The sequence below is a fragment of the Nocardia sp. NBC_01499 genome, from assembly GCF_045040275.1.
Classification (GTDB): Bacteria; Actinomycetota; Actinomycetes; order Mycobacteriales; family Mycobacteriaceae; genus Nocardia.
The window spans coordinates 1,153,543-1,173,704 of sequence record NZ_CP109426.1; the positions used below are offsets into that span (position 1 = coordinate 1,153,543).

The following is a 20,162-nucleotide window of genomic DNA, read 5'->3' on the forward strand; positions in this document are numbered from 1 at the left end:
CGTCACGGTGCCGCGATCACCGACCGAACGCGCGTACCGCGCAGGGCGAGTGCGGCGGCGACGAGTGCGGCGGGTGCGCTCAGCAATACGAAGGTCGGTGCCCCTGCGAGTCCGACGACCGCGGCACCGGCTGCGGACCCTGCCGCGAAACCGGTTGTCGTGAGGCTGGTCGCCCAGCCCTGCGTCTCGTTCTCGTAGCCGCTGGGTCCCACCGTCCACACCGCTGTGTACAGGTGGGTGAAGGTACTCCCGATCGCCAGACCCGCCAACGGGCACATGACAAGCACGGCGACCGGCCCGATGGTCATCGCGAACCCGAGCACCAGCGCGCCGGCGACGAACAGGACGAGCAGTGCGGGCAGTAACCGGCGTCTCGGCGAGGACATCGGACCGAACATCAACGCGCCGACGATGCTGCCCACCGAGAGCGCCGCGAGGAACCCGCCGCTGTATCCGCTGACATGGTGTTGCTGAGCGTAGATGGGTAGGACCACCTCGATTACCGAGAGCGCCGCGGCGAAGAACATCAGCGCGCCGAGCACCCGGCGCAACGGCCGAACCCGCAGCGGCCCCGCCCAGTCGCCCGTGTGTTCCGTCGGCGCGCGCGGGCCGACACGCACCGTCGACATCAATACCACCGCGACCGCCATCAGCGCACTGCTCGCGACGAAGGGGGCGAACGGCGAGACCGCGACGCTCAGCCAGGCGGCCAGCGCGGGACCGGTGATGAGGGTCAGATCCATCAGCGCGGACTCCACCGAATTCGCCGCGGTGAGCCCGCCCTCCCCCGCGATCGCCACCCAGTGCCCGCGCAACAGAATGCTCACCGGCGGAAACGACAGCCCGATCAACGCGGCCGAGGCCAGCACGAGCCCGACGGGCAGTCGGGCCGCCGCGCAGACACAGAGTCCGCCGATCCCGATCAGGTAGCCGACGAGGCACACGCCGAGCACGGCGGGCATCGGGTGACGGTCCGCGAGCCTGCCGCGCGCCGGGCTACTCGCCGCGTTCGCGATCAACATCGTGGCAATCGCCGCACCCGCCGCCGCATAGGAGTAGCGGGGAGACAACAGAAGTAGGGCGCTCACGGAGAAGGCGTTGATGGGCAGCTTCGACGCAAGGCTGGCCGACAGGAGCCGACCGCTGCCAGGCGCGGCGAGCAGCACGCGATAGGTGGCCTTCACGTAGTGGCCTGGTAGGCGTCATCCAGGAGATCCTTGGCCAGTGCCCGCGCGACATAGGTGCCGCCCTCCCGCAGTAGGTCGTGCGAGCCGGGCAGCATCCGTAACCGGAACGAGCCGACCGTATGTTCCTGCCAAGCGGCCAGCTGGTCGCGTCGCACGGTCGTGTCGGTCAACCCGCCGAAGATCGAGAGCGGGCAAGCCAACGCCGGACGCGGACGATGACGGTATCCGTCGGCCAGTGTGAACCACGCCGCCAGCCGAGCCGAGTCGGCGACGAGGGCGCCCCGCACCGAGGCGGCGAGATGCGGTGGCGGACTGGCGGATACGGCGAGGCGGGCAACGGGCAGGCGGCGATCTCGGAGGCGCTGCGCCAACTCGTACGCGACCAGACCGCCGAAGCTGTGGCCGAACAGCACTGTCGGGCGATCGGCCAGGGCCGCCACCGACGAATCGAGTGTCGCCAGCAGGGAATCCACGTCGGCGCATCCCTCGGGCAGGTCTACCGGATGAACGTCGATCTCAGGGGGCAGCATCGCGCGCCACGCCCGATACGGTGCGCCGTAGCCACCCGCCGCGGGGAAACACAGGAGCCTGATGCTCACCGCGCTCATGCGCTTGCCCGTTGCCCGACCATGGCGACCAGTTCCCCCAGTGCCGGTGCGTCCAGCAACATGTCGAGGGTCAGCGGCAGCTTCAGGTCTCGCGTCGCGCGCGTGACCAACTGCGCGGCGCTCAGCGAATCCCCACCCAGCGTGAAGAATTCGTCGTCCACGGTGACCTCCGCGAGCCCGAGCAGTTCCGCGACAAGTCGAGTCAGGGCGTCCGCACGGTCGACGGCGCTCTCCGTCGGCGGCCGATCGATCGGCGGGTCGGCCAGCTCGCGCAGTCGCACGTAGTCGACCTTCCCCGATGGACCACGGACCAGTTCGGGGACGGGAACCAGGCGGGCAGGCACGAGGTGATCCGGGAGTTGTCCGCGCAGCCGCGACCGCAGATCGCGAACGTCGGTGTCCGACAGGCCGACCACGAACGCGCACAGCCGCCCGTTCGCGGCGACCACCGCCACCTCCGCGAGGCCGAGCAGTCGCCGGAGTGCGCCCTCGACCTCCGCGGGCTCGACGCGATGCCCGCGAATCTTCGCCTGGCGATCGATCCGGCCGAGGAACTCCAGGCCGCCGTCGGCCGTGCGGCGCACCCGATCCCCGGTGCGGTAGACACGTGCGCCGGGCGCACCCGCTGGATCGGGCAGGAAGGCGCCGGCGGTCTCGGCCGGTCGACCCCAATAGCCCCTGGCCAATCCGTCCCCGCCGATCCACAGCTCGCCGACCTGGCCGTCACCCACCTCGTTCAGCTCGCTGTCCCGCACGAACACCGACACTCCGTCGATGGGGTACCCGATCGGCACCGGCCCCTCGGAACGCGCGAAACGCCATGCGGTGGCGTCGATCCCAGCCTCGGTCGGTCCATACATGTTGTAGAGCGTTGGCGACCGGTCCGGCGCGAACCGCCGGGCAAGCGCCGCCGGAAGGACATCGCCGCCACAGAACACGTACCGCAGTGACGGACAGTCCAGCAGCCCCGGCTGCTGCTCGGTCAACAGGGCGAGCTGCGACGGCACCGCTGTCAGCGCGGTCACCCGCTCCGCAAGCACGACGTCGACCACGGCTCGCGGGTCGAGGTTGACCCTCGGGGGAAGGATGATCAGGCGGGCACCGTTGGTGAGTGCCGCGAAGATCTCCCAGACCGACGGGTCGAAGCTCATCGACGTCAGCTGTAGCACCGCATCGGTGTCGGACAGCGGGAATGTCGCACGGTCCCAAGCCATCCGGTTGGCGATCGCCGCGTGCGACACCATCACGCCCTTCGGCCGCCCGGTCGACCCCGAGGTGAACATGACGTACATCAGGTTGCCGGGCCGCGGTGTGCCAGGCAGATCGGTGACCGGCTGTGTCGGCAACGATTCGTCGGTGTCCAGGCAGAGCAGCAGGCGCTCGTCGGAAAGCCACTCGCGCATCCAGTCGTGCGTGACCACGACGGCCGGATCGGCGTCGTCGATCATGTCGCGCAACCGATTTGGCGGATGCGCCGGATCGAGCGGAACGTAGGCGCCGCCGGATTTCAGCACACCGAGCACCGCTACCACCAGGTCGACCGAGCGCTCGACACAGACGCCGACCGGCACGTCCGGCCCGACGCCGAATTCGCGCAGGGCGTGGGCGACGCGATTGGCCCGGGCGTTCAGGTCCGCGTAGGTCACTTGTTCGCCGCCGCAGACGAGCGCGACCGCGGTAGGCGCCCGCCGTGCCTGTTGCTCGACGAGCCGGTATTCCGGGGTGATCGCGCCGGTAGTTGGCGAATCCGCAACGGCAGCAATAGTTTCGACCGCATGATCCGGCAGCGTCACCGCGCTGTCGGCGGCCTCGGTCCGCATGGCCGCGAGGGTGCCGAGCGCCGCCGCGGGGTATCGCGCGAGGCGGGCGAAGTCCTGGATCGGCCCGCGGCGCAGGAGTCCGTGCGCGCCGCACATCCGCGTCGCGAGCCGGGTCACCTCGGCGGCCGCCTCGGCCGCGAGAATCACGGCGCCGACGACCTCCTCGGGTGTGCTGAGACCGTCGTTCAGATCCGCCGCCGCCTGTTCGGTCAGCAGCCAGGCGCCCTGGGTCCGTGCCCACGCGGCGGCCATGGCGTGCCCGACCGACTGATTGGTCGACAGCGGACGTCCGAATTGGTGTCGCGCGTCGGTCCATTCCAGTGCGGTACGCAGCATCCGGCGGCAGCCACCGAGCAGGTATCCGGCGGCGATGAGGCGGGCACGGGCGAGTGCGGCCGGAAAGTCGGACGACCGCAGCACATCAGCCGGCTCGATGCACACATCGTTGAGCTGAATTCGACACGACACCGGCGACTCCGGCGCCCGAGCCGGTTCGACGACAACGCCGGTCCGCGCCGCGGGCAACACCGCGACCGTGATCGTCGAATCGTCGAGCACCAGCGGAAGCAGCAGTTCGATCGGCCCGGTGCCGTCGCCATATGCCTGCGCCCAGCGGGTGCCCCTGGCCGACCACCCGCCGCCGAGTCGGCTTTCGACCTTGAGCGGGCCGGGTCGCAGCGGGCTGTCATACCCATGCTCCACCGCCGCGACCAGCACCTCCGTTGCCTGCCCGACAGCACGTTCGGCGTCGAGGAACGCCAGCACCACCCGGCCGAGATCGGGCGGCGCGGCCCCGGCGTCGCCGAGCCGATAGGCGGATCGCAACGCCTCCAACAACTCTCGCGTCTCGCTCGCCCGCGCGGCATCGATAGCCGGTCCGCCGAGCAAGCCGCGCAGGTTCGTCTGGATGATCGAGAGCATCATTTCCGAGGTACCCGCCGCAAGGGTGAGACCCACCGCTTCCCGTTGCGCCGCAACCACACTCGACTCAGACGCACCGTCGGACAACTCCGCGTCGACCGAACGAGCATGATCGACGATATCGGCGGCGAGTTCGGTGTTGAACCATTTCGCGACCGCGGCGGGCACCGCGGCCGCCTCGGGCCCCTGCGCGGCGAGGACCCGCACCGCCTGCCACGCCAGTTCGCGACCGGCCCGAGTTCTGCGCGTCAGCCCCGCGATTCGATGGTCACTCTCCGCACCGAGCGGTCCGTCGATGTGTCGCAGGTGCCCGACCAATGCGGTGAGCCACCTGCTGGCCCGCCCGTGATAGCCGAGCCCCGCTCGTTCCAGAGTCAGTGCGCCGACCAGCAGCGGCCACCCCGCCCCGACCGGGCCGAGCAGCTGATCGTCGCCGACCGGCAGCTGATCGAAGGTGACCTCGTACAGTGTCTCGACGTTGATCGTGTCCAGGGCGGTGACCCGAATCTCCTTGGCGCGCAGCGGAACAAGGAACAAACTGAGTCCCGCGTAGCCGTCACCGGCGCCGGTGCGGGCCGCGCAGATCGCCACGTCGGCCAGATGCGCCTTGGCATTCCATACCTTGGTTCCGCTCAACAGCCACCCGGTCGCCGTCCTGGTCGCCACGCTACGCAGGGAGGCCAGGTCCGAACCGGCCGCCGGCTCGGTGAGCAGTGCGGTGGCGAGACCGCGACCGGAGGCGAGTCCGGGCAGCACGCGCTGTCGCTGGGCGGGAGTACCAGCGACCAGCACGACCTGTCCGACGTTGTAGATCCCGTTGACGATCGCGGTATCCGGCACGCCGTGCATGGCAAGCTCTTCGGCGACGATCCCCGCCTCCACCCACCCCATCCCGCGTCCGCCGTAGCGAACCGGCCAGTGCGGCGCGATCAGGCCGTGCGCGCCGAGCAGCCGATACAACCGCCACGGATGACGCTCCGGACGACCGGCGCTCGCCCCGCTGCCCAATCCGGCGAGCTCTTCCCGAATATCGCCGCGGGACAGCAGCTCTCGCACCTCACCGCGCAGGCGCCGTTGTGCCATCGTGAATCGGGTCATCGCGCCTGCCCATGCGCGATCTCCAGGGACACCTCGGCGCGGATGGTCGCGAGGGTGCGCAGCACCTCGTCGCTGTCCGCGCCGGATACGTAGAACCCGAGCGGGATGGTGAGATCGTCGCGGGTGACCGGGACGTGGTCACCGGGTCGACAGTCGACGAGCACCTCGTCGATGCCGGGGAGATCGCGCACCACATCGAGTCCGTGAATGGCGACCAGTGTTCCGGGGCCCTCGTCGTTGTGGATCGCCAGGGCACCGCAGCGGGCGGTGAATGCGAGCGGCACGTCGAACATCAGAGGGCGCGTGCCGAGGAAACACCGAATCGAATCGTGGAAGGGGCGAAACTCGCTGTGCTCGAGCCACATTCCGACCATCGGGCCGCCGGGCAGGCGGGCGGCGATCTCCATCAGGTAGACGCCGTCGGCCGCGCACTTGACCTCGACGTGGCTGGGACCGCGCTCGATACCGAAGGCGTCGAGGACGGTCCGCACGTACTCGTCGACGCGGTGCCACTCGGGATGGGTGTCGTCGATCTGCAGGTTGTCCCAGATCGGGAAGTCGTAGTCGCGATCGTCGGGCTGTAGGTATTCCCACATGTCGACCAGGCGGTGCTCGCCCTCGAAGCTGTAGTAGTTCGCCGAGATCTCACGGCCCCGGATATAGCGCTCCACCAACCATTCCGAGATAGGCACGTCGAAAGCGTCGAGGGCTTCGAGCTGACCGAGATCGACCAGGGATTCGGCATCGGGTAGCAATGTCACGCCCCGCGAACCGGCGCTCGAAGTGGGCTTCAGTATCGCCGGGAAGCCGATATCGTGTGCCGCCGAGCCGATTTCGGCCACGGAACGCACCAGGCGAAATTCCGGAATGCGGAGACCCACGGCGCGCGCATGCTCACGCATCGCCGCCTTGTTGCGCCGCGCCAAGGCCAGCGAGTGATCGTTGCCAGGCAACGCGAGCAGCCGGGCGATCCGGTCCGCGATGTGCGTGCTCACCTCCATCGCGGGCACGACCGCACGGATCGACAGCCCGGCATCGGTCAGCATGCGCACTGCCTGATCCGGGGCGCTCGCGTAGAGCGTCAGATCGTCACCGTCGGCGTGATCCGGTGCGGCGGTGGTGTATTCGCACGTATACAGCGAGACGACAGTGAACCCGAGTTCACGTGCCGCCGTCTTGTAGCCCGCACCATTGCGAGTCGGATCCACCAACACGACGGCTGGACGATCAGTGCTCATAACGCGCTCTTTCCTCGGTCGAAACAGATAACGGGCAGCGAGTTCACGCGGCACTCCCGTGTTCTCGAAACAGACTGTCCAGCAGCAACTTGTCGTGTCGTTCGCCCGGCGCCAACCGCTTGATCACCAGCAGACAGGGCACCCCGAAATCACCGCCGGGAAAGGAGCGAATCCTGGTGGCGTTCACGCAGACCGACCAGGCGGGAGCCTCGCCGCGCGGCAGTTCGGCACCGGTCTCGGCATCGAAGACCCGGCTCGTGCCGGTGAGCAGCACCCCGGCGCCGAGTTTGGCGCCGCGGCGCACCCTGGCGCCCTCGACCACGATCGAACGCGAACCGACGAATGCGTCGTCCTCCACCACGACCGGCACCGCGCCGACCGGCTCCAGGACACCACCGAGGCCGACACCGCCGGACAGGTGCACGTTCGCACCGACCTGCGCGCACGACCCGACCGTCGCCCACGTATCGACCAGCGTCCCCGCACCGACCCGCGCGCCGATATTCACGAACGACGGCATCAGCACGACGCCTGCGGCGAGGTGACAGCCATACCGGGCGATGGCGCCAGGCACCACCCGGACACCGGGGAACGCCGATTTCAACGGCAGCCGGTCGTGCTGGCGAAACGGTCCGACCGCGCGCTCGCGCATCGGAAACAGCGTGAACGACAACAGGATCGCGCGACGAGCCCGTTCGTCCACCACCACCCGGTCGGTATCGGATTCGACCCAGGCGACCGCGGCCGCGCCGCAATCCAACAGGTCGAGCGCCGCCACAACGACGGGCAGTGCGGCCGGGTCGGCCGCGGCGAGGTCGGCGCGGCGCTCCCACAGCTCGTCGACGGCCTCGGGAATCGGGCTCGACATATCCATCACCGCGATGCGGAACGATCGAGCACCTCGGGATGGTGCAGCGCGATCAACTCGGGAAATGCTCGAACCATGCCGCGCAGCACGTTGGCGCCGTAGCTGGCGGTGAGCGGATTCTCCGGGTCGGCCACCACACCGGCCGCGTTCTGGACCGCATCGGTACGCAGCGGGCGCATGATCGCATCGAGCCTCGGGTTGTAGAAGAACGGGATGGAATAGCGATCGACCCCGGGCGGCGGGCTGACCACCCGATGCGTGGTGGCCCGCAGATAGCCGCGCGTCGAAACCTCCAGCAGTTCACCGAGATTGACCACGAACGCACCGGGAAGCGGTGGCACGTCCAGGAATTCGCCCTCGGTCAGCGAGACCTGCAGACCCCCATGGCCGTCCTGCAGCAGCAGCGTGAGCAGACCGTAGTCCTTGTGCACGCCGATACCCTGCTCGTCGGATGGTCGTTCGCCGCCGCGCCCTGGATAGTGCAGCAGTTTCATGTGCACCTGGGGATCGGGTGCGACGACGTCGTCCAGGAAGTCTTCCGGCGCGTCGAGGGACGCGAGGATGAGCCGGAGCAGCCGGTAGGACAGCCTCGTCAGGGCGCCCATCCAGTCGGTGATCGCCGGTTCGAGCTCCGGCATCGCGGCAGGCCACTGGTTCGGGCCGGCCAGCCACGCCCACGGTGCGGCGCCGTGACCCGCCGGCCCCGGCTCGCGTTCGGGGCCGATGTCGAGCTGGCGTCGCCGGTCCGGCGCGCCCCTGGTGAGTTCGCGCCCGACCTCGGAATACCCGCGCAGGTGCGGCGACCCGAGAATGCTGAGCGCGGCGAGCTCGGTTTCCGGTCGGCCGAAGAACTCCTTGGTCAACCGCAGAATATCGGCGCCGTTGTCGACATCGTGCCCGACCAGCTGGAAAAAGCCGACGTCGTGCACGGCGGCCGATAGCCGGGTCAGAAACGTCGCACGCGCCGACGGTCCCCGGTCGGCGTCCCGCAGATCCAGGACAGGAAGGACGTTGGTCATGGGGTTCCTCTTCACTGGTGCAGATGGGTGGGGTGGATTCGCCTCGGCCGACTCATGACACGCGGACCAGCTGCTCCGACAGCAGCGCGAGCCGAGGCGCGACCTCCGCGCGGTCGCGCACGGCGGCGATCCGCACGTGTGCGTGTCCCGCAGGTCCGTACGAATCACCTTGCGCCAGGACGATTCCGGCGTGGATGGCCGCGTCGCGCACGAAGGCGGCGGCATCGCGGTCCGGCACGCGCAGCCAGACGAACAGTCCGCCTTCGGGCGCGGTACACGGCAGACCGTTGGCGTTCAGCTCCGCGACGAGCTCCGCGACGCGGCGTCGATTGCGGACCTGTTGCGCCGCGGCGTGCCGATCGTCGCCGAACAGCAGCGCCGCCCTCGCCTGGGCGGAGTCGGCGGCCATGAGACCGGCCGCGCGCCTGCGGTCGGCCAGTTCCTCGACCACTCGCCGATCACCGGAGTAGCTCGCGACGCGCAGCCCTGGCGCGTTGGATCTCTTGGACAGACTGTGCACCGCCAGCACGCCGTCCGGGCCACCGGCCAGGATCGTGCGCGGCGGGCCGGACCAGGTGGTGTCCGCGTATGCCTCGTCGGACAGCACGAGCACACCGCGCTCTCGGCCCCACTCGGCACACCGGGTCAGGGGCTCGAGCACCCCGGTCGGATTCGCCGGGCTGTTCACCCACAGGCAAAGCGCCCGCGCCGCAACATCTTCCGGTAGCCGGTCCAGCCGCATCCGGAACTCGGCATCCACCGGCACCCGATACGGTCGCAGCCCGGCCAGTCGCGCACCGAGTTCGTACGGCGGATAGCCGAGGGCCGGAATCAGGACGGTGTCCCGAGTGTCCGCACCAACGCGGCTGTCGCGCAGGAACAGCGGCGCCGAAGCGATGAACTCCTTGGCACCGACACACACCGCCACCGAGTCCACCGGCACGGACACATCGAACCGGCGCGCGAGATACCCGCTCACCGCGGCAAGCAGTTCCGCCCTGCCTCTGCTCGGCGGGTACTGCGCGGTGCCTGCCCGCGGCTCGTCGGCCGGGACCGGCTCCGGATCCGCGGCGATACCGAGCGAAAGGTCAAGCGGCACATGGCCGTGCTCGATCGCCAACGCCAGCAGCTGCGCCCTGCCCCACACCCGCCCGACCGTCACACCGCACCCACCGGCAGCTCGCTCGGGGCCAGACGCAGGGGGGCGAAGTCCAGGGTGGCGAAGTAGTCGCCCTCGTTTTCCGCCCGGCGAATCCGCTCGACGCTGCCGTCCCGACGAAACAGCAACTCCTGCGGGCGAAGTCGGCCGTTGTAGGCGAACCCCATGGACAGCGCGTGCGCTCCGGTGTCGTGGATGAGCACGAAATCACCCTCGCGCGTCATCGGAATCTCCCGCTGCTGCGCGAACTTGTCGTTGTTCTCGCACAGCGACCCGACGACATCCACGATCTCCAGCGGTCGGTCCGCGCCGCCGGGCACGGTGACATGGTGGTACGCGCCGTACAGGGCCGGGCGCATGAGCGCGCTCATGCCCGCGTCGACACCGACGTATTCACGGCCCTTGCTCATCCTGTTCACCACCCGGGTAACCAACACACCGTGCGGTCCCGTGACGAAACGTCCGCTCTCGAACAGCACCCGGGGGCGCGGCACGCGGTGGCGGCGCTCCCACCGCGCCAGCCGGTCGTTAATGGCACGACCGAGCCCTGGCAGATCGAACGCATCCTCGGTCGGCCGGTAGGGAATGCCGATTCCGCCACCCAGATTCACGAATTCGATGGCCACGCCCAGTGATTCGCGCAACCGGTCGGCCTGCTCCAGCAACAGATCCAGGCTGCGCAGAAAAGGTAGATAGGACAGGAAACCCGAGCCGAGCATCATGTGCAGGCCGATCGACCGCACACCGTGGTGCCGCGCACGAGCACACACCTCGACCAGTCTGCCGATCGGCACACCGAACTTGGCCGACTCGGCCTTGCCGAGATACGACTCACCGACTTCGGCGCCGCCGGTGCCGGGATGCACTCGGAAACACAGGGTTTCGGGTACATCGCCGATCTGCACCAGCTTGTCGAACACGGTGACGTCGTCCACGGTGATCAGCGCACCGAGCCGCAGCGCGGCCTCGAGTTCGGCTCGGCTGGTGTTGTTCGAGGTGAAGCAGATGTCGTGGCCGACCGCACCCGCCTGGGTAGCCAGGGTCAGCTCCGGCAGTGAGCTGCAATCGAAACCGAGCCCGCGCTCGGCCAGCATGCGCAGCATGATCGGGTTGGGCAGCCCCTTCACCGCGAAATGCTCGCGATAGGCCGTGTGCTGGAACGCGGTCTCGAACGCCGTGCATGTTTCCTGAATACCGCGCTCGTCATAGATGTGGAACGGCGTGCCGAAACATTGTGCGACCGTTGGCAACACCGGATGGAGGCGACTTTCAAAATCCTTGCTCATCGGCATGACGCGCGTGCTCCTCTGCGGCGGGCGATTCGAGGTTCGCGGTGATCACCGCGCGAGTTCGCCGACCCGACAGCGGTCGGTCGTAGTCGAACGTGTCTACGGTGACCTCGGTGAAACCGGCCCGCAGCGCCTCATCGCGCAGATAGGGCGCGGACAGCCAGTGAAAACCGGGGACACCGGGGGCGGCCTGGGCCGAGTGTGTCTCGGCGGGGCTGTCGTTGGAGACAATGAAGGTGCCGCGGCCTGGCCCGTCGGTCAACCACGAGCGGATCCGGCGGAACACCGGCAGCAGGCCATCGTCGGCGTCATACAGATGCCCGAGCAGGCCGTCGGCGTACACCACCGGCCAACTGCCGTCCGGCGACCAGGTCAGCACGTCGGCACACAGTGCCTCGACCCCCTTCGAGCGGGCCAGCTCGACCGCTTCCTGCATCGCGTCGACGGCGAGGACGCGATAACCGTCCTGCACGATGCCTCGCTCGATCGCCGCGTTGCCACTGCCGAGACTCAACAGCCGATCGGTCTCGTTTTCCTTGAGCGCGACAACGAGCTTGTAGTGCATCCACGCCCGATACGGGGCCGAATAGGTGGCTGGCGTGACGGAATCACCGCGCGCCTCGCCCCGCTCCCAGACCTGGAACAGGCTGGGCTCGTCCACATTTCGAGAGAGGTAGAAATTCTGCAGAGCAGCAACTGATGTGCTCATGTTCTCGTCCATTCTCACCAGCGGGATTGGCCACCGGAGGTGTGCGCGAGGGCAAGTAGTTGGGATCGTTCGGGGCCATCTGTCTCGAAAACCCCACTGAAAACGGCCGAGGTCATCTGGGCTCCGGTGCGTATACCGCGCATCGTCATGCACAGGTGCTCGCCCCTGCCGATCACGGCGACGTCCGCCGAACCGGTGACATCGGAGATCTCCGTTGCCACGTCGGATACCAGGCGTTCCTGCACCTGCAACTTGTGCGCGTGCTTGTGTGCGATTCTGGCGAACTTCGACAGGCCGAGCAGTCGTTTGTCGCTGCGGTAGGCGATGCTCAGCGTGCAGTTGAAGGGCAGCAGGTGATGTTCACACAATGACCAGACGCGGATGTCGGAGACGAAAACCAGTTGGTTGTCGGTGAATCCCTCGAAGAGCGTCTCGATACTGCCCGGATCATATTCGGAGAATTCCCGCCACCATCGCGCGTAACGGCGCGGCGTCTGCGCGAGGCCCTCCCTGTCCGGATCCTCGCCGATGGCGATGAGCAGTTTCCTGGCGATCGCTTCCAGCGGATCAGGATTACGATCCGGCTCGTCCTGATAATCGCCGACATGTTCCGGCTCCAGCGTCACTGCCATTCTATACTCCTCGTTTGTCGCCCCAGGCGAGAATGTGTAGCCGGGTGGTCAGATTCCACCCGCGCCGCACCGTCTCGTCGGCGATCGTCCGCATGTTGTCCACGATCTGCTGTTGAGTCTTTCCTTCTGGCATGATCCAGATATTCTCGAGACCGATTTCGTCGCGTAATGCGGCCACCTCTGCCAAATCGTCGAGCGATTGGCACACGAATTTGAATGCAACACCCGGTGTTTCGCCGAGCTTCCGTAATGCGGCCGGCTTTATCCGCCGATGCCGAGGATCGCCGGAGTGGTTCAGTTTGGGCGACACGTTGAATCGCACGCCCAGTTCGCGCACGGCGTCGGACGGGACGACCGTGCCGTTCGTCTCGATCTCCACCGCGACACCGCGCACCGACAGCTCGCGCAGCAGCGGAATCAGCCTGTCCTGCTGCGCCATCGGCTCACCGCCGCTGACCACCACGAGCGGCACCCGCATAGCGAGCAGCTCCGCGAGCACGTCCTCGATCGAACGCACCACCAATTCCTTGTGCGGGTCGAACGCCGCCCCGGCATCGCTGACGCCGCGCCAGTCCCAGGTATACGGAGTGTCGCACCAGTGACACGAGAGGTTGCAGCCGCCGAGCCGCAGGAATCCGCACCGCCTGCCCGCCGACGGCCCCTCGCCCTGCACGGTCGGACCGAAGATCTCGTTGACGACAAGCGCACGGTCCGAACGCTTTTCGCCCTTCTCGAGCACCGCCCGATCAGTCACGGCCGATACTCCGCCCAGGTCTTCGGTGTCTCCGATACCCGAACGGCACTGATCTCGGCGAAGCGCGCCGACCAGATCTCGTAGATCCACACGGCCAGGTTCTCCGCCGACGGATTCCGGTCGGGCACAACGTCGTTCAGGTGCCGGTGGTCGATCTCCGCGTCGATCCACTTCTTGAAATCCGACAGATCACCGTAGTCACGCACGAAACCGGCCTCGTTGAGGTCGTCCGGCGAGGCCGCGGACAGTTCCAACTGAACGACGTAGTTGTGCCCGTGCAATCGCGCGCACTGGTGGTCGGCAGGCAGGTGATCGAGCCGGTGACTCGCCGAGAACTGGAAGTCCTTGGTGATACGTAACATTGCGATCAGTCCTTCAGGTAAAGAGTGGGGTCATCCACTCCTGCTTTACGAAAGGCGGAGCGGCGGTCGTAGCAGGTCGCGCACGTGCCGCACTGTGCGTCACCGCCCCGAAAACAACTCCAGGTCTCGTCCCACGGAATCCCCAATGACTCACCGAGACGGATCACCTCGAACTTCTCCATACCGATCAGCGGTGCCACAACGGCGATCTGCTCGGGAAAGTCCGCCGTGACAACACGCTCCATCGCGTTGAACGCGGCAATGAAATCCTTCGAGCAATCCCCGGTGCGCGCGTCGCCGGCGATCGAGCCGATAACCACTCGATCCGCCTGCACCACAACGGCTCTCGCGACCGCGATGGCCAGGAGCACCGCATTGCGGTTCGGTACCACGTGCGCCACACCGAGCGGTGCGGCTTCATAATCGGTTACGTCGACCCGCTGATCGGTCAGCGAATTCCCCGGCAGCAGCGCGCCGATGCCACGCACATCGAGTTCGTCGAACGAAGCGTCGAGCCGTTCGGCGGTGCCGAGCGCGAACGCATGCTCGTTCCGATGACGCTGCCCATAATCGATTGCCAGCAGGTGCAGATCCTGTCCCTGGCTTTGCAGTTGATACGCGAGCACTGTCGACTCGACGCCGCCAGAGAACAACACAACCGACTTCGGCATCTCGAAATCCATTCATAATGAGAGGCCGCCGTGCGACTCTCCACATGTCGATCACGATTTCGCAGCCGATGTCGATCGCCCTCGTCAGGCTGCGCTGGTTCCCATCCTGTCGGATGTGGGCCGGGTAGCGAAACGTCCAGCCGGACAGTCTTTTCGGGCAATCGCAGGCCGGCTCATATGTAGCCTTCCCTGACCGCGAAGGCGACGGCGTGCGCCCTGTTCCGCAGCCGCAACCGCGTCGTCAACTCGTGCAGCACACCTTTGACCGTGCGTTCGGAGTAGGACAACTGTTCCGCGATTTCCTTGGTGTCGAGTCCGTCCGCGAGCAGTTCCAATACGGCGAGCTCGCGCCTGGTCGGCCCGGCGGTCTCGGCCGATTTATCGGCGCTGTCGCGGCGTATTCTTCGCAGTTGGGCCAGCACCTTGACCAGGAGATCTCCGGGAATATGCCCCTCCCCCCGTGACGCCGTCTCCACCGCCTTCGCCAACCGCTCGGCGGTCACCTGGTGCCGCCAGATCACGCTCTGCACTCCGGCATCGATGACCAACTGCACCTGGGCTTCGTCCAATTCGCCGGTCACCAGCACGAGTCTTCGGTCGGTATCGATGACCAGTTTCCGCAGCCTGGCGAGTGCGAATTCGTCCAATAGGTCGACGACGACAAGACCGACATTCCCGTCTCGGTGATCATCAACCGCACCGGGATCGAGCAGCACAACCGTGTCACGCCGCCGCTCGAGCAGCGCAACGACGCCCGCGCGCGACAGTGGGTCATCGTCGTACACCGTCACAACGACATCGGGTGTCGACATGAATTCTCAATTCGTGATGGTGCCCATCAAATTACCTATCCGACAACAGATTACGAGGCGGCTCGGTTATGCAGAAGTTACGCATCGATGATGGGGGGCATCGACGGCAACGATGGCCGCGGCCAGGCACCCCACCTTCGATCACGAAGGCTTACAGGTTCGCGGCCAGACGCTGGACGCGTTCTCGTAGCCACCGGTGGCTCGGGTCGATCGTGTGCCCCGGATGCCAATACATCGCCTCGATCAGCGGCGGGTACCCGGGCTCCAGCCGCGCCGCCCGCAGCCCGATGGCCCGGCCGAACTGTTCGAACAGTCGCCGCTGCATGATCAGCACCAATCGGGTGCCAGGCACCAGGATCGCCCCGCTGAGAAAGGATTCCGTGGTGACGGCCACCTGCCGGTGCACGCTGCGCTCGTCCAGGTAGGCGTCGATCACCGTGACGCTCGGGCCGCCGACGCGGATGTACGGCAGCGCCGACAACTGCGCGGTGGGCAGTTCCGAGCCGACCTCTGGATGATGCTCGTCCACCACCGCGACGAACTCGTCGGTGAACAGCGTCATGTTCGGAAAGGCCGACAACTCTTCGAACGGCAGGCCGGGCGGCCAGATCAACAGGTCGAATCGATTCCTGCGCAACTGGTCGACCATGTCTGGCCCCAGTGACACGATTCTGATCCGGACGTTCGGCGTATCGACACCGAGTTCGCGGATCAGCGGCCTGAGCAGTACCGCGATCACGTAGTCGCTGGCGACGATGGTGAACACCCGATGGTCGCTCGCCGGTTCGAAATGCGCTCCGGTGCCGAGCAGTGACCTGAGTCCGGCCAGCAGATCGTCGAGCTCCGGTAGCAGCGATTCCGCCAGTGGCGTCAGCTCCATCCGGCGGCCGATTCGGACAAGTAGCGGGTCGTTGAACACGTGCCGTAGCCGGCTCAGTGACGCGCTCATCGCCGGTTGGCCGATCAACATCCGCTCGGCCGCCCTGGTGACACTGCGTTCCATCAGTAACGCGTGCAACGGGATCAACAAATTGAGATCGAAGTTGCGCAGCCTGACGCCGGTTACCGCCTCCTCTATATCCATAACACGTGCACCGGGCAACAGACGACGCTCGAGTAGTCGACCACCAATAAAACCCTACGGGAAATCCAGCTCTGGACGGGGTCAGCTCGTTTGGCGATGTGCTACATGGAAATTCTCCGGTGTCCAGCCGGCCGAAAGCCTCGCTCTTCGACCTGCCCGGTGGTGTCCGTTCCGGGTGGACGCGCGGAGTCTTCGCTCCGACAGGCCGAGCGCACGCTACGGTCGGCGACCCAGCCGTCGACAGCGATGCTGATCCGCTGCTCGCAAGGGATTCTGGAATTGGCGCGTCGGCCACGCCCGCGCCCTCGGTCTGCTCGCCCCCGACACGCGCCACCGTCGACCTTGTGCGGAGGGGCTTGGATCGTTCGAGATACTGCGGTGCTTCCCTCTTCTACTTTACACACGATTCCGGGGCCTCATGAGACGCTGATTTGTGGTCCATAATCGCTCGCGAAATGCCGAAACCACCAGGTGAGGAGTAGCGGGATGGCCTATGTGCTCGGCTTCGGGGAGATCGACCGGACTCAGGTCGCGATCGTCGGCGGCAAGGGGGCGAATCTGGGTGAGCTGTCGCGTATCGATGGTGTCGAGGTGCCGGACGGCTTCTGCGTGACGACGGAGTCCTACGCGCGGATCGTGGCGGGCGCGCCGTCGATCGAGGATCGGTTCGACGAACTGTCGCGCCTCGAACCGGACGATCGGGCAGCGATCAGCGTGCTGAGCGCGCAGATTCGGCGCACGATCGAAGAGCTCGCCATTCCCGATGAGGTCGCGGCCGAGATCATCGACGCGCACGCCCGGCTCGGTGCGGATGGCGCCTACGCTGTCCGATCCAGTGCGACCGCCGAGGATCTGCCGACCGCGTCCTTCGCGGGCCAGCAGGACACCTATCTGAACATCGTGGGAGCCGCGGCGATCCTCGAACACGTCAGCCGGTGCTTCGGCTCACTGTTCACCGAACGCGCCGTCACCTATCGCCTGCGAAATGGTTTCGGCCACAGGGCGATTCGGATGGCGGTGGTCGTGCAGCGGATGGTGTTCCCGCGCGCCTCCGGCATCCTGGTCACCGCAGACCCCGTCACCTCCGACCGGACGATCGTTTCCATCGACGCCGGTTTCGGCCTCGGCGAGGCCCTCGTTTCCGGACTCGTGAACGCCGACGTCTACCAGGTTCGCGACGGCACCATCATCAGCAGGTCGATCGCCACCAAGAAACTCGCCGTCGAGCCCGCGCCGACCGGCGGAACGCAGGTACAGGAGATCGCCGAGGAGCGCCGCAACGAGCCGGTGCTCGCCGATGCCGAGGTGCTGCGGCTCGCGCGGCTCGGCCGCCGCATCGAAGCACATTTCGGCAGCCCGCAGGATATCGAATGGTGCCTCGACGGCGACGACATCCGCATCGTGCAGAGCAGGCCGATCACCACACTGTTCCCGATTCCCGTTGCGGCCGACGAGGATAATCACGTCTACGTTTCGGTCGGCCATCAGCAGATGATGACCGACGCGATGAAGCCGCTCGGAATCTCGCTGTGGCAGTTCACGAGCCGAGGGCCGATGCGTCACGCGGGCGGGCGGTTGTTCGTGGATGTCACCAAGGCGCTGTCGTCGCCGACAACCAGCAACGGACTTGCCGAGGCACTCGGCAAGTCCGATCCCCTGATCGGGGACGCACTGCGCACCGTGATCGACCGCGACTTCGTTCGTCAAGTGCCACAAGAGAATTCCGTCGCCGCACCACCCGCGGCACCCGCGCCGATCGAGACCGATCCCGACATCGTCACCGAGCTGATCGCGGCGAGCGAGGCCTCCTTCGCCGCATTGAAACGCGACATCAGGACCAAGTCCGGACCGGATCTGCTCGACTTCATCCATACCGACATCAAGGAACTGCAGCGAGTCCTGTTCGCGCCGCGCGGTTTACAGGTGATCACGGCCGCGATGGACGCCTCGTTCTGGCTCAACGATCGGCTGCGGGAATGGCTCGGCGAGAAGAACGCCGCCGACCGGCTCACCCAGTCGGTGCCGGGGAACGTGACGTCGGAGATGGGCTTGGCACTGCTCGACGTCGCCGATGCGATCCGCCCGCATCCGGACGTGGTCGCCTATCTGCGGCAGGTCGAGCATGCGGGGCCGACGAGGGACGATTTCCTGGACAAGCTGGCCGAATACCAGGGCGGCCACGAGGCGCGCGCCGCGATCGAGGGCTTCCTCGACAAGTATGGGATGCGCTGCGCGGGCGAGATCGACATCACCAGACCACGCTGGAGCGAAAGCCCGAGCACACTCGTGCCGACAATGCTCGGCAATATCAAGAACTTCGGGCCCGGGGCGGGCAGGCAGCGCTTCGAGGACGGCCGACGCGACGCCGAGCAGACGAAAGAACAACTCCTGCAACGCTTGCGCGCTCTGCCGGACGGGGAGCAGAAAGCCGACGAGACCGAGCGGATGATCGATCGCGTCCGCATGTTCTCCGGGTATCGGGAGTATCCGAAGTACCGGATGGTCAGCCGCTACTTCGTCTACAAGCAGGCCCTACTGCAGGAGGCCGAACGTCTGGTGGCGGCCGGTGTTCTTCGCGAGCGGGAAGACATCTTCTACCTGAGATTCGACGAGCTGAGCGAGGTGGTCCGAACGCGAAGTGCGAGTGCGGAACTCATCGACGAGCGCAAGGACGCGTTCCGCGCGTATCAGGCGCTCACCCCGCCGCGGGTGCTCACCTCCGACGGCGAGACCCTCACCGGGGCGTATCGGCGCGAGGACCTGCCGACGGGTGCGCTGCCCGGTATGGCGGTGTCCGCCGGGACGATCGAAGGTCGCGCCCGCGTCGTGTCCGATATCGCGCAGGCCGATCTCGAAGCGGGCGACATCCTGGTCACCGCCTACACCGATCCGAGCTGGACCCCGCTGTTCGTCGCGATCAAGGGTCTGGTGACCGAAGTCGGCGGCCTGATGACGCACGGCGCGGTGATCGCCCGCGAGTACGGACTGCCCGCCGTCGTCGGCGTGGAGCATGCCACCGAGCTGATCCGCGACGGGCAGCGCATCCGAGTCAACGGCACGGACGGATACGTCGAGGTCCTGTCGTGAAAACTCATGACAGTTCAGCGTATTCGTCGGCGTCGAAGGCAAGGCGTACGTCGTGGTCGACTTGGCTGCCTGTGATGGTCACCTGACCGGTCACCAGCGGATACCCGCGAACAACGACGGTGTACTCACCGTCGGGCAGGTCGGCCACCGCGTAGCGGCCGTCCTCGTCGGTGCGGGCGGTACCGACGGTCGCACCGGACCGGTCGAGCACGGTGACGCGAGCGTCCTGCACCGCTCGGCCGTCGGCACGCACCGTTCCCCACACGGTGGCCATCGGCGCCAGCTCGACGTCGAAACGGAACCGGCCGCTGTCCGGCACGGTCAATGTCGTTGCGGCAGGCCGCATTCGCGCGGCGACCGTCACCACCGTGTAGGTTCCGGCCAGCACACCCGTGCAGGCGTAAGCGCCGTCGGTCGCGGTGACCGCGGCACCGACCACCGCACCACCCAGGTCGGTCACGGTGACCGTGGCTCCGGCCACCGGCTCGCGCGCGGCCGTGCGCACCACACCCGACAACTCGCCGTTACCCTGCAGCGTGATGTCGATATGCTGCGCGCCGTCCACGGCGGCGACGTTCACCGCGGCCGGTTGATGCCCGTTCGCCGAGACGATCAAGACATGGCTGCCCGGCGCGGGCGACTCGATGACGTAGCCGCCAGCGCCGTCGCCGGTCGCCCGCGAAACCTGATGTCCGCGTTGGTCGATCAGTGTCAGCACCGCGTCCGGCACCGGCTGCCCGTTGTCACGGCAGATCCGGCCACCGATCGTCCGGCCACCTGTCGAAGCGACGGCCCGTTCGGTCGCCACGTCCGGCAACTGTTGTGCCGCAATGCTGTTCGTGTG

17 protein-coding genes are annotated in these 20,162 nt (G+C 67.0%); 1 reads left to right on the forward strand and 16 read right to left on the reverse strand.

All coding sequences use genetic code 11. The annotated features are described in order from the left end of the window. Positions 1–2: 2 nt before the first annotated feature. The 15 genes from OG203_RS05230 to OG203_RS05300 form a co-directional block, all read right to left on the reverse strand. Entirely contained in the window at positions 3–1,184 is a 1,182-nt protein-coding gene (locus tag OG203_RS05230; protein ID WP_405164519.1) for an MFS transporter, read from the reverse strand. Further along, complete coding sequence (locus OG203_RS05235; RefSeq protein ID WP_405164520.1) at positions 1,181–1,786, reverse strand: thioesterase II family protein; 606 nt, start codon at positions 1,784–1,786, stop codon at positions 1,181–1,183. The genes OG203_RS05230 and OG203_RS05235 overlap by 4 nt, the downstream gene beginning before the upstream one ends. Positions 1,787–1,791: 5 nt before the next feature. After that, positions 1,792–5,634 carry an amino acid adenylation domain-containing protein gene (locus tag OG203_RS05240; protein ID WP_405164521.1) on the reverse strand — a complete coding sequence of 1,281 codons (3,843 nt, stop codon included), beginning with the start codon at positions 5,632–5,634 and terminating at the stop codon, positions 1,792–1,794. Beyond that, on the reverse strand, positions 5,631–6,872 hold the full coding sequence (locus OG203_RS05245) for an ATP-grasp domain-containing protein (protein WP_405164522.1): 1,242 nt from the start codon (positions 6,870–6,872) through the stop codon (positions 5,631–5,633). Before OG203_RS05245 ends, OG203_RS05240 begins: the two co-directional genes overlap by 4 nt. 43 nt (positions 6,873–6,915) lie before the next feature. After that, positions 6,916–7,740, reverse strand: coding sequence for a 2,3,4,5-tetrahydropyridine-2,6-dicarboxylate N-succinyltransferase (locus tag OG203_RS05250; RefSeq protein WP_405164523.1), 825 nt, complete (start codon positions 7,738–7,740; stop codon positions 6,916–6,918). Positions 7,741–7,745: 5 nt separating this feature from the next. Then, complete coding sequence (locus OG203_RS05255) at positions 7,746–8,759, reverse strand: isopenicillin N synthase family dioxygenase (protein ID WP_405164524.1); 1,014 nt, start codon at positions 8,757–8,759, stop codon at positions 7,746–7,748. A gap of 52 nt (positions 8,760–8,811) precedes the next feature. Next, complete coding sequence (locus OG203_RS05260) at positions 8,812–9,921, reverse strand: pyridoxal phosphate-dependent aminotransferase (protein ID WP_405164525.1); 1,110 nt, start codon at positions 9,919–9,921, stop codon at positions 8,812–8,814. Further along, positions 9,918–11,204: a diaminopimelate decarboxylase gene (locus OG203_RS05265; protein WP_405164526.1), complete on the reverse strand. Its 1,287-nt coding sequence runs from the start codon at positions 11,202–11,204 to the stop codon at positions 9,918–9,920. The genes OG203_RS05260 and OG203_RS05265 overlap by 4 nt, the downstream gene beginning before the upstream one ends. Then, positions 11,188–11,916 (reverse strand): class I SAM-dependent methyltransferase, encoded by a 729-nt coding sequence (locus tag OG203_RS05270; RefSeq protein WP_405164527.1) that lies wholly within the window; start codon positions 11,914–11,916, stop codon positions 11,188–11,190. The genes OG203_RS05265 and OG203_RS05270 overlap by 17 nt, the downstream gene beginning before the upstream one ends. Positions 11,917–11,930: 14 nt before the next feature. Beyond that, positions 11,931–12,548 carry a GTP cyclohydrolase I gene (gene folE / locus OG203_RS05275; RefSeq protein WP_405164528.1) on the reverse strand — a complete coding sequence of 206 codons (618 nt, stop codon included), beginning with the start codon at positions 12,546–12,548 and terminating at the stop codon, positions 11,931–11,933. A gap of 1 nt (position 12,549) precedes the next feature. Beyond that, complete coding sequence (locus OG203_RS05280; protein ID WP_405164529.1) at positions 12,550–13,302, reverse strand: 7-carboxy-7-deazaguanine synthase QueE; 753 nt, start codon at positions 13,300–13,302, stop codon at positions 12,550–12,552. After that, positions 13,299–13,664: a 6-carboxytetrahydropterin synthase QueD gene (gene queD, locus OG203_RS05285; RefSeq protein ID WP_405164530.1), complete on the reverse strand. Its 366-nt coding sequence runs from the start codon at positions 13,662–13,664 to the stop codon at positions 13,299–13,301. The genes OG203_RS05280 and queD overlap by 4 nt, the downstream gene beginning before the upstream one ends. A 5-nt stretch (positions 13,665–13,669) precedes the next feature. After that, positions 13,670–14,335 (reverse strand): 7-cyano-7-deazaguanine synthase, encoded by a 666-nt coding sequence (locus OG203_RS05290; protein WP_405164531.1) that lies wholly within the window; start codon positions 14,333–14,335, stop codon positions 13,670–13,672. A 173-nt stretch (positions 14,336–14,508) separates the two neighbouring features. After that, entirely contained in the window at positions 14,509–15,147 is a 639-nt protein-coding gene (locus tag OG203_RS05295) for a response regulator transcription factor (RefSeq protein WP_405164532.1), read from the reverse strand. Positions 15,148–15,298: 151 nt separating this feature from the next. Then, a complete protein-coding gene (locus OG203_RS05300) occupies positions 15,299–16,231 on the reverse strand; it encodes a LysR family transcriptional regulator (RefSeq protein WP_405164533.1) in 933 nt (310 codons plus the stop codon). Positions 16,232–16,717: 486 nt separating this feature from the next. On the opposite strand from OG203_RS05300, the gene rph reads away from it, so the two are divergent. Continuing rightward, positions 16,718–19,318, forward strand: coding sequence for a rifamycin-inactivating phosphotransferase (gene rph / locus OG203_RS05305; RefSeq protein ID WP_405164534.1), 2,601 nt, complete (start codon positions 16,718–16,720; stop codon positions 19,316–19,318). A 4-nt stretch (positions 19,319–19,322) separates the two neighbouring features. Here rph and OG203_RS05310 read toward each other — a convergent pair whose 3' ends face one another. Then, positions 19,323–20,126: a collagen binding domain-containing protein gene (locus OG203_RS05310; protein ID WP_405167774.1), complete on the reverse strand. Its 804-nt coding sequence runs from the start codon at positions 20,124–20,126 to the stop codon at positions 19,323–19,325. Positions 20,127–20,162: the final 36 nt, after the last annotated feature.